Source organism: Oceanobacter sp. 5_MG-2023 (genome assembly GCF_030548165.1).
Lineage (GTDB): Bacteria > Pseudomonadota > Gammaproteobacteria > Pseudomonadales > Oceanobacteraceae > Oceanobacter.
In genome coordinates this window covers 1-11,428 of record NZ_JAUORS010000038.1, presented here as the reverse complement: position 1 = coordinate 11,428, position 11,428 = coordinate 1, and the positions used below count along the sequence as shown (strand labels likewise).

Here is an 11,428-nt window from a genome sequence, read left to right as displayed (position 1 = left end):
TCCTCGAACGGTGACTTGTCACCGGCGGAGCATGAGAAATTAGCCAATTAATGTGTCCGGTTTTGTTGACCAGAACAGTTCTGTACAACCCAAGCAACACACTGAACAACCTTCGAATTGAGTTCTGGAAAGCTATTGTAACCAATTTGCATTAGCCCCCGAATCAACCGAGTCTTGATCAACCACTCACGCAATTCGTTAAAACTAGAAAGAAACATCCACGACTGCATATTTACTTGTGAATTAATACCTCCGCTCCGTAACAATCCAAATGAGCGTTCCATGAAAATAGCAAATAAATCAGACTTACATGCAGGATAAGCCTTCAAAGCAAACCCCTTAAGAGTCGAGTTCATCCCCTTGCTTCCCATATACGGCGGATTCGCCACAACTGCATCATACTGCGCTGCCAGTATTTCAGCCTGCTTTACCAAGGGCGCTAAATGCTCCAACACTTCCTTCACAAACATATCTTGGCTGTTCGTTTCACTTAACTGCTTTAGTGCGGGTAGTTTTTCTGCCAGTGTTTGCGGTACTTGAATGAGCGAACCAAAAGTTGTGGCGTGTTCGAATAGGTCTTTGAGTGCGGTTAGGTCTTCTGCATTTAAATGGTGTTGTGATAGCTCAATGCCGTGTACTAAGGTGTCGACGTCTAGGCGGGTGCTATCGACCATGGCCATTACATTCAGCTTTACGCCACGCTCAAATAAACGGCGGTCGTCTTCTCGGCCTTTCATCATTAGGGCAAAGCCGGTGAGCTGGGCGGCGCGTTGGTCGATGTCTAAACCAAATAGATTTTTTTCTAATATCAGCTGGGCAATATCACGCTGGCGGTAACCGCGTTCTAGGTAGATGGCTTTAAATAGATCGTAGGCTTCTACCAGTATGTGGCCCGAGCCACTGGCTGGGTCGATTAGGGTGAGTTCTTCTGGGTTCAGGCTTTCTGGGGTGATCGCTTTAAGCTGGGCGTTGACTTCATCGGTTTGTTCGGCTGGCTCGATGTAGTATTCCATCTGCGCTTTTAAAGGCGATTCTGGATAGGTGGCTAACCATTGTGCGCCTAAAGAGTTTTGCACCATGTACTTTACGATCCAGTTGGGGGTAAACAACTGGGTAGCCGCAGGAATATCTTCGCTTTTTACCACTTTGCCAATGACTTCGTCTTTTTTCTCGGAGATGTAGAACTGGTAAAGCCAACCGACCACTTCGATGTTGCCTTTACCCGTTTCACTATCGCGCCAATTGCTTTCGGCTAGGCCGGTGATGAGGTCGTGGATTAACGAGTCGGTTTTGGTGAGGTTTTCGGGCAGCAGTAATTCGGTTTCATCGTCGATGGTTTCAAACAGAAACGGCATGGCCTGATGCAGCGCGTGGCACTGGGCTAATAACAGTTCTCGGTAGAGTTGTTCGTCTTGGGTGCCGTCTAGTTTTAGCTCAACTACTTTTTCGTGGGTTAAGCCTGGCAGCTCCCCTGCTTCACCGCTGTTGCCGTAAGTTAGCTCTGTACACTCTTCTAAAATCTGAAACCCTGTAGGATGTTCTGGGTGCGATAATACGCGGCGGCCATGGCCAAGGTAGTCGTTCAGTTCCATGTAGCGAATGGCGATTAGGCGGTTGAACCATGAGTACGCGATTTGCTCCATGGTTTGTGCAAAACCTTGGCTGTTAACACGCTCGCCTAGTTTATTGATTTTGGGGGCAAGGCTTGCAGGAAACGGTTTGCCGTTGACCACACAAACGTCACCGTTGATGTCTACTGGGTGTATAACGCTTGCGGTAACACCGTATTTTTGCGCTTGTTTGGTGACGGCGGCTATAAAGTCGCGGCGTGCTTTGGGTGCGTATGCTTTTAGATCGGCTGTGTTCATTTACAGTAAACCTTGTATCGATGTTTTATCGGCTAGTATATAGGTTAATTTTCGACCAGGTTTTAGCAAGAAGTCTTCTGCTTCGAGTAGTTTTAGCCATTCGGAGATCTGGGATTTTTTCAATTCTGGGTATTTTTCTAATAATAAATCTGCGGTGATCTCGGTGTGCTGTGAGTAAGTTTCAACAACACCTTGGTAGAACAGGTGAAATATACGACCGTAATTTTTGAAGACTTCGTTGAAATCATCACTTTTTTCGTCAGTGTTTTTGTCTATAGCGTTTTTATCGGTAGTATTTTTATCGTTATTTTTAGCACTTGTGTTATTTACCAGTGCTTGCTGATTTTTTTGCACACTCAATTTTTCTGGCAGTTGCACTTGGTCTGGCAGCTGCACTTGATCTGGTAGCTGCATTTGGTCTGGATTCAGCTCTGGCTCTTGTGCCGAAAAAAGATCCTCCATAGGAGGAGTATCTGGCTGATTGACAATGCTTGGTTTTTCTACCGATAACCGATTAAGATCATTGAAGTTATTGAAGTTTTCGTCAATGGCAATCGCATCTAGTTTAATAAGTTCTCGATTGCCTTGGTGATTATTGTTTCGTACGAGTAATGGCACCCAACCTTTCTTTAAATTTTCCACTGCACCCGACCAGGTGCCACCTTTATTGAAATCAGTTTTTACCACGACGACTGAGTTTGACAGTGTATATATGTATTTATTTCTGGCCATCGCATTGCCAGCATTAAAACCGGCTTCTGGATAGAAAGGGCTAATAAGCGCCAAGCGGTTTTCTTTTAGTGCTTGGCGATATTCTTTTTTGGTGGATGCTCTTAACAAGCTGTCGGCCATAATACCTACACATTCGCCACCACAATTCAGTGCCGATAACATAGCGGCTTGGTCGATACCTTTGGCTCCGCCAGAGACAACGGTGTAACCCTGTGCAACGGCTAGTTCTGCTTTTTCTGTGGCAAAGGCTTCGTCATCGGCATCGATTGAACGCGAGCCAACAAAGCCTATTCCCGGTTTGTTTAATAATGCCTGATTGCCTGCGCCAAAAAATATTGGCGGCCGTATATCACCCAGCTTTCCTTTTAAGGCTTTGGGATATGAAGCACTTGCGCGCGAGACGACCCAAATACCATGTTTATCCCAATGCTCTAGTGCAAACCCCATGCTTAAGCCTCTTGAAAACAAGGTGGCAATTCGTTCTGGGGTGATTTTTTGTTTAGGGTCTTGCCATTGCGCTAATATCGCTTCTTGATTATCTAATAAGTCGGCTGGGGTAAATCCATTTTGGTGCAACCACAAGGCAAATCTTGCATATTCCGTAGGCGTAAGTGGCTTGAGCGTTGTTATTTCATTCTTATTGAAGTAACAACTAAGTAACAATGTGGCTTGTAGCACTTTATTTTCTTGCATGAGATTAACCTTGCACACTGGTGCTTGTTAAGGCAATGGGATAGACATTGCCTGCGCCTTGTTGTCTTAATAGCGCGGAGACTACCGTAAACGTCCAACCTGAGTCGACGGCGTCATCCAATAGAAAGACTGGATCAGTATATATTTGGCTTTTATCAAAATTGAATGCACCATCTAGATTTTTACTTTGACGATAACTGTTTTCCATGTCTTTTTGTGCTGGGCGTAGCTCGGCCATAGTGACCGTATCGCTACAATAAATACCCAATACTGCGGCCAGCTTATGGGCAAAGTTCTTGACCAGTTCTGGGTGTCTTAGTGAAGGCACATACGTTAACCATCTAGGCTTCTGTTCTATCGGTAATGTGTTAATCATTTTCACCATGGGAGCAATGAGTTCATCGCTGAATTCATTTTTTCTTTTACCATCAGCGACCAGACCTCCCCAAATACCGTCTTTCCAGCGTGAAAGCGCCAATCCTTCTTTAAATTGTAGCTTTGCATCTTTGTAGGGAAATGCATAAACGGGAAATGCCGATAAAGCTAATGCCTTGGAGGCTCCAAATATTTTTCGTGGTTTAATTTTTACATAACGGTTTTTCATGAATTCACTAGCGACTAAAACTCTATCATGTGGGATCGCTTCATCCAGTTTTTGCTGTGGTGCGCAGTTAGCACATTTACCACAATTTGTTGCAAAATCATCGTCTAGCGCATCCGCCAGAAAATGCATTAGGCATTTTTTTGACTGATGGTAATCGAGTAGTTGCTGCCATTCACCTACTTTTATTGTTGACAGGCGCTGGATTCTTTCGTGAGGTAGTTCGTAGTCTATTGCCGTTCGGGTATAGATTGCTCCATCTTTGTAGATGGGTGATGGATCTTCAACACTTAGAAACTTTAATACTTTATCGATCATGCTTGTGGATAAATTGGTTAGTGGTTCTATTTGAGCTTTTTTGAGACCGTCGGATTTTTCTAATGCCGTGAGAATTTCCTGAACCTGGTCCTCTGATGGGAAGGCGTTATTAATAAAGAACTGCTGTATTTTTTCGTCTTCTTCTCCTAGCATTAATACGCCACAGGCATTATCAATACCACGACCAGCACGCCCCACTTGCTGATAGTATTCGATAACATTACCCGGTGCTTGAAAGTGAATCACAAAGCCGACGTCGGGTTTATCAAATCCCATGCCGAGTGCCGATGTTGAAACCAATGCTTTTAAGCGATTATTTATTAGGTCGCTCTCTAACTGGATGCGCGTGCTTGCATCTAAATCACTATGATAAGCTTGTGCATCGATGCCATTGCTCTGCAACCAATCTGCTACCAGATCACAATCCCGGGTGGTTTTTGCATACACTATTCCCGAGTTTTCTAGCTTGGGCAGTGTTTCTGCCAGCCAAACCAAGCGATGTAACTTAGGGAGCTGCGGTATATTTTGCAGGTGTAATGAGCTACGCATTAACTCACCTCGCAAGGTAATCATTCCGCTGCCTATTTGTGTTTGTATATCAGTAACAACCCTGTCGTTAGCGGTAGCAGTGGTAGCCAATATTGGCATGTTATCTGGCATGTGCTGGATAATACGCACGATGCGACGATAATCCGGCCTGAAATCATGCCCCCAATCAGATATACAATGGGCTTCATCGACGACAAACAAACCTGTGTTCGATAGCACGTGGCTCAATACCGAATTTACCAGATTTTCATTGGCTAATTGCTCTGGTGAGATGATGATGGCATCGACTTGCTGATTGATGATTTTATTTTCATTAGCCGAACGCTCGTCTTCTCTTAGTGAAGAGTTAATCGTGACGATGTCTAAACCCAAGCGCTTGGCATTGTCGATTTGGTTACGCATTAAGGCAATTAAAGGCGAAATAATAATACTGGGGCCACGACCTTGCTGGCGCAGTAATTTTGTAGCAATAAAATAAACAGCCGATTTTCCCCAACCGGTTTTTTGCACAACCAGCATTTTTTTTCGATTCTCCACCAACCCTGAAATTGCTTCGTATTGGTGATGGTGAAATTCCGCTTCCGGGTTATTTGTCATTTCCCGCAGCTGTGCAAGTGCTTGTGGTTTTATGCTGCTTGTATTTATTGCTTGAATCATCTTTTCACCTGTCCCTAATCGATTCTTGATCTATCCTTGATTATTTAATACGCACTCTTGAGCCATTTTGAATGGCGACATTCAGCTGTTGCCTGAGTTCGTTCAGAAATTGCTCTGCCTGTTCCGGTGTTTCAATATACGCTTCGGTTAATACTGAATCGTAGACTTTTGATACCGATACTTCGGCCACTGTTTTAGGCTTCATCAATGGTTTTTGGGCAGGCTCTGCATCTGGTTTTAGTGCTGCCGCAGGATGACCTTTTGCTGTTTCGACAATTGTTTGAGCGTTGACTGAGCCTTGTCTGCCTGAATCAGCTGCTTGCTGCTTGATTTTCTGTTCGGCAGCGGCTCGTCTATCTTGCTCTTTTAGTACTTCGCTTGCGAGTAATTTAAGACTATCGTCCAGGTGTTCATCAGCGGTATGGGTTTGCAGCATGAGTATTTGCGGTATGCTGGCTTGCACTGTCAGGTTTTCTTTTACTTGCTGCAGTGGACGCAATAAACGGTTGCTCAGCTCTGAATTTTCAATGCCTGATTTGGTTATTTCTTGCTGTAGCATAAGTATTTTATGATCAAGGCGTTCCAGGGCGTGTTCACGTTTTTCTTCTACTTTAGCGTCGTTAACCTGTTTAACGGTATCGATCAAGCCCGCTACTTTGTTGAGCATGTTGTAAGGTGCATCGCTGTCTTTAATATGTTTTAGTGCTTGCAGTGCTGCGGCAGCTTTTTGGTCTTTCTCTAATATTTGTTTATTACTTTCAAAACCGGTGAGCGCTGTTTTCAGCTGTTGCCAAATAGTAAGCTGGTTTGAGAAGAATTCGTGTACATCGCTGTAGTCTTCTTCTAAATCGAGGTAATCATTTTTGTTGCTAACAATGTGTTTAAAGAAGTCGAAGCTGTCGTCATGGCTCAGTAATCGCTGCAGCATGTTTATGCTTTGGCCAATAATTTTACTACCTGGGAATCCGCCAAGGTCTGTTTTGCTTTTGTAGCTGGTTAAGTTGCTTAACCATTGGTTGATGTGCTGATTATAAAAGGCAAACAGTTCTTTTTCGCCTGCGGGGCCCATGGATGAAAATAAATCTTTGGTTAGGTTTCTGGCCTGTTTGAGTACGTTTTCATCGGTTTGGCGCTTTTTGATGATGGCTAACTCACGACGCTTACGTGAATTAGACAGTGGTTCAAAAGCATCTTTGTTAGCGAGTGTGCCACCATTGAGTTGGAATGTTAGTTGATTGGCGACAGCCAAGCGGGCAAGTATTAATAGAATTTCATTATCTGCCCAGCCAAATGGGCGTTTACTAAAACGATCAACGATATCTGAGACTAAGATACGGTCGTTACCACTGGCTTTTAAATGAATGTATTGTTGCATTTCAGTGACGGCCTGAGGATTGCCTTCTGCCCCATCGAGTGACAACCCCAATTGAGCTATATCATCAGCTGTCAGTACAGCGCTTAACTCTCTTAAAGGGTCTGACTGCAAAACTTTTAAGTAGGCTAATTTAGTAAATGTATTTTCGAGTAGGTATAAACAGCCTTCGTCGAACCGTGTCGCGATACTGCTTTTACTGACGGAAAGATGCTGACCCAGGCAGTAGACTTCTGCACTTAACATCAAGCTTTCTACATTGATACGTAAGCGCGTTCTGCGCTCTTGGTTTTCGCGCCCACGGTCGGCCAGTATACGTGAGATATCTTGCTGACTGCTGTCGTTGTTTAAGCGAATAAATTTATTGGTTCTTAACCAGGTACCGACTTCTGTGAAGAATGCACGATCATCGGGTAATTTGATAATCACTGAGCCCATGCCTTCGGTACTGCGATTGATACAAGCCGCTTCAGAGTACATGTTGTAATCTGGATCCAATGGTGACAATACTTCGACTTTCAAATCGGCTTCGTAGCGGCCATCGAGTGAGTGACCATCCAGAAATCGACCAATGCTGTAATCTTGCTTGTTTATCAGGTAGCGAAATTTGTTTTTATCGTTTAGTAGCTCTTTGTAGATAAGGTCGGTCAGGGCTTTGGTTTCTTCCGACGTCGAGATATCTGTAGCTCTGATCTTACGGGTAATATCACGCTCTTCGTTGGTTAAGAACAAATATTCGTTACCGTTTAATGTGATCAGGCATTGCTTTTCGAGCAGCTGCAGGCTTTCTTCCACGTTTTTACGCAGGATAACCTTGTCTTCGTCGATGGTATTCAACGACAATGTGATCAAGTTGTCGACGGTGCCTTTTACCAGGTCGACGTAGCGGATCATAAACAGTGTTTTTAACAAGCTAATATCAAATTCAGTAAACAATGAACTTGTGGCGGCATTGTCGATCGCTTGTTTAACAGCGGGTTCCAGGAAAGACTCAACTGAACGATAAAAATAATGCATCGGCACTAAGGCGCCCACTTGTGCATCTTTCAGTTGCAAGGCAGCTACCTGGAATGAGTCCAGCATCGATCGTGAAGCGTTCGAGAGTGCCGCACCGGTTGCCCCGACCTTTCTGATTTCGGTAAAGACACTTTGCAGTAAGCGGAACTGATAGGGCGGATATGGATAGCACTGTACAAAATCAGATTCATTTTCAAACGAACGCAAGGTTGGCCCTGTCTTATCGAAAATGATTTGGTTTTTTAGGATGTCGCCGTCTTTGGTGTAGATCGCTTTTAGTTCGATGTTGGCTACTGGTGTTTTACGCAATAAACGCTGTTCGATCACTTCATCGACGTTGGCACCGGATAAAGATAAGCGGGTACTGAATCGCGCAGCAATTTTTGAGAAGGTATCCGACTCTGAACTGGATAACTCACCCAGGGTGGCATCCATGTCGGCTTGTGCTGTGACGACGATCCAGGCACGGCCTTTACAAATGGTGCCCAGGTTTTCAGCCAGGGTTTGCAGCTTAAGCATTCTATCGGTGTTTTTGCCAATAAATTGGCCAATTTCATCCACTAAGAACAGGATGCGGCGGTTTGGGTCTGGGTGTTTGTCCAGGTATTCCTTTACCCATTCGCAGAATCGTTCGGCGTTAACATCAAAATTGTCTTCTGAGTCTTCGAACCATTTTTCTGCGTCGTCTTCTGAGATGTTTAGCGCTGCGGCTAATGCGCTTTGAATGTCGTCTTGAAAGAAGTGATAGGCATCACGCTCGGCTTTCCAGGTTGATCCGCTGAGTTCGGCAAATTTTTCAGTAAAGGGGGCCAGTATATTTCTGTTTTCGAGATAGCGCTCCAGGTGTGCAATATGAGGATGGTCGCTGCTGAAGCCTTGAAATTCGTTAAATACTCGCAAGAATACATCTAGAATCGGGTTTGAGTCGTCACGGGTACCGGATTTGCTGTCGATGTTAAACAAGATAACATCGGAGCTGTTTCGCGCTGCTTTTTGGATGTCGGCCCGTATCATTGCATCCTGGATTTTGGTTTCATCAAAAAAATCAACAGCATGTTTTTTATCACCGCTTGGCGATGTTGATTCTACGTTGGCTAGCAGGTACGACAGGATTTTTAGAAAATGTGATTTACCCGAGCCAAAGAAACCAGAGATCCAGACGCCAATTTTGTCTTCCAGGGATTTATCGTCTAGTGAGGTTGAGAAGACTTCAAAGAATGCTCTGAAATGCTGGTCTAGCTCTTTCGTAACAACATATTCATCCAGTTCTATATAGACGGTGCTATCATCCTTTTGGTCAGCTTTCACTACACCATTAATCGAGCGCTCGATATTCTTATAAAATATATCTTTTATAGCTGTCATTGTTATGTCCTTATTCGCTAATTAATTTAAACGCTCGATAGTAGTTATTGGATGGAATCCGATTAAATAAAGTGAGGTCTTTGCCTGTGTACTCACCCGGATAGAACAGTACAAGTGGTATGTGGCCTAAATCAGCATGCAGGCTATTGAGTAAGTTATGTGCCCGTAATAGTGGCCATACCGACCCGACACCCGAAAAAAGCACAAGATTCTGGCTTTGAATGTTGTGATGCTTAAGTAAAAAAGGAACGAACTTGTCCATATGTAACGGGCCTTTCATCGCTTTTATTAATGCCGCATCGCCTTTTTTTCTCTGTAGATCAAATGCTCGTTCTAATAATTTACGATCTTTCAGGTATGTAATCATGTCTTCTAAAAGATTGACATGAACTACCTTTAAAGCATCATGCTTGTCACTTATCATTCCATCCAGGAATTTCAAGTAGTCCCTGACTTGCAACTCATGCTCAGGGGCATAGTCAAAAATCCAGAAACAAAGATCTCCAGCCAATCCATTTTTATTCAAAAATTCATCGGAAAGAATAATATCTGGAACCTTATTTAAACGTTTCTGTAATTGTTCGTTCATAACCGAATATCCATACTCGCTAACAAGCGTTTTCTATATGTATTGTTAAGCATGTCTTTGATTTCAGGGCGAATCAGGACATTCTGTATTCTTTTGGTGCGTGTGTTTTCCAGGTAACCTGCTTCAGACAATATATGAAAAACGACACTGCCCATTTTTTTTCTGGTGGATTCTTTCCAGTCATGTATTTTAGGGTCTTTGTTGCCGCAATCATCCAGGAAGTCCAACCACTGATATGATTTAAGCACTTCTGAATGGGAATCATAGGCATCTTTTACTACACGCTCCATGAACTCCAATAGCAACAGGTTGCGTTCAAGCACTGAAACAAAGCCAACCTGACTTGCCAGCTCATCATCACCGTCTCTAAGTGCTTGCCAGAACTCTGGCTCTAACCGCTCTAACCTGGAACGTATTGCCCTCGAAAATCGTTTGGCGGTTGCAACAGTACGCTTTTGTAATTCATTCTCTACCTGGATTCTTCGCTGCCATTCATCATTTGTAGCATTTTTCAGTAATAAATCGGCAATAATACGACTTTCACGAACCATCAACGAGCCGCCGTTGAGATCACTATTATAAGAGAATGCGTTCACTTCTTACCTCCAAAAAGGTAAGGATTCAATTTTTCACGATCTGTTTGTTCAAGCTGTATGGGGTATTGTTGTACATTACGGATGTCATCCTCTGTGATCGCTGCCTGATAACGCTGCAAGCTGTAATGTGCCAAAGCTTTTCTAATATTTAGCTGTAGCCGTCCATCTGACATACCATAATCTTTTTCAATCAGTTTTTTATGCGCATCAGAGAGTAATGTATTAGGAATAATATTGATTGCTATCATCTCATTCCAATCATTATCTTCTTTTATTGAAGGCGCTACCACATCGACCGTTAAAGGAATGCCATTAATGCGTGAAAGGATAAAATCACGATAACTCTGTCGAGTATGGCAATAGGCACGGACATGCCAACGAAATCCGGTTGACACAATAGTATGTGGTGAAATAATCCGATCGTGTGGTGCAGGGTTACCCATGGAAGCATAACGAATTTTCAGGCTGGTTCTATTCCGGCAAGCATTGACAACTTTTCTCGTCACTTCAGGCCGAACAGACCGGTTGGGTAGTTGCAATCCTACAACGTTAACGTCAGTCTCAATCGCCAAAGCCATTTTTTCACACGATAGCCCGGCAATCAAATCCATATATTCATTGATATGACCAGTTGTCAGTACAAGGCTAAAGCCTTCTATCGGGACATACGCTTTAACTCTAGGGTCATGCTTAAGTGCATTGGGGTTATGATTTTCAAGATAATTTTTAATATCTGCCGAAGCTCTTTGTCGACTAATACCGAACAGGTTGGCCAGCTGATTAGTGATGAGCCGCCCTTCCCAGTAAGCGAGCACTTCAATTGCCTTTAATCGCTGTAGCCCTGCATAGTTTTTTTTAGACATCATTAATTACCAGATCTTATGCCAGCATTCTGCAATAGCCGCTACCATATGTAAAATTTTTTGGCAGTAAACTAAATTTACACTATCAGAAAAATCTATTACACATAACTCAGCATCAAGGATTCATAGAATGTAGTGGTTCAATGATTCCGGACACCAACGTAGGTGGTAAAATCGCCACCATAAACGAGGTGTCTGATGACCAGAA

The 11,428-nt window shown here is 43.5% G+C and carries 7 protein-coding genes; all 7 read right to left on the bottom strand.

Going from position 1 to position 11,428, the window contains the following annotated elements; translation table 11 throughout:
• Positions 1-47: 47 nt before the first annotated feature.
• Genes pglX through Q4551_RS15755 form a run of 7 tightly spaced genes read right to left on the bottom strand, consistent with a single transcriptional unit; the run spans position 48 to position 11,220 of the window.
• Positions 48-1,868: a BREX-1 system adenine-specific DNA-methyltransferase PglX gene (gene pglX / locus Q4551_RS15785; protein ID WP_303434862.1), complete on the bottom strand. Its 1,821-nt coding sequence runs from the start codon at positions 1,866-1,868 to the stop codon at positions 48-50.
• Positions 1,869-3,293 (bottom strand): DNA-processing protein DprA, encoded by a 1,425-nt coding sequence (locus tag Q4551_RS15780; protein ID WP_303434860.1) that lies wholly within the window; start codon positions 3,291-3,293, stop codon positions 1,869-1,871. It lies immediately after the preceding gene.
• A 4-nt stretch (positions 3,294-3,297) separates the two neighbouring features.
• The gene (locus Q4551_RS15775; RefSeq protein ID WP_303434858.1) at positions 3,298-5,418 is read right to left on the bottom strand and encodes a RecQ family ATP-dependent DNA helicase; all 2,121 of its coding nucleotides are present in this window, start codon (positions 5,416-5,418) and stop codon (positions 3,298-3,300) included.
• A 40-nt stretch (positions 5,419-5,458) separates the two neighbouring features.
• The gene (gene brxC / locus Q4551_RS15770) at positions 5,459-9,172 is read right to left on the bottom strand and encodes a BREX system P-loop protein BrxC (protein ID WP_303434857.1); all 3,714 of its coding nucleotides are present in this window, start codon (positions 9,170-9,172) and stop codon (positions 5,459-5,461) included.
• A 10-nt stretch (positions 9,173-9,182) separates the two neighbouring features.
• On the bottom strand, positions 9,183-9,761 hold the full coding sequence (locus Q4551_RS15765; RefSeq protein WP_303434855.1) for a DUF1788 domain-containing protein: 579 nt from the start codon (positions 9,759-9,761) through the stop codon (positions 9,183-9,185).
• Positions 9,758-10,357, bottom strand: coding sequence for a DUF1819 family protein (locus Q4551_RS15760; RefSeq protein WP_303434854.1), 600 nt, complete (start codon positions 10,355-10,357; stop codon positions 9,758-9,760). Before Q4551_RS15760 ends, Q4551_RS15765 begins: the two co-directional genes overlap by 4 nt.
• Positions 10,354-11,220 (bottom strand): WYL domain-containing protein, encoded by an 867-nt coding sequence (locus Q4551_RS15755; RefSeq protein WP_303434852.1) that lies wholly within the window; start codon positions 11,218-11,220, stop codon positions 10,354-10,356. The genes Q4551_RS15760 and Q4551_RS15755 overlap by 4 nt, the downstream gene beginning before the upstream one ends.
• Positions 11,221-11,428 lie beyond the last annotated feature (208 nt).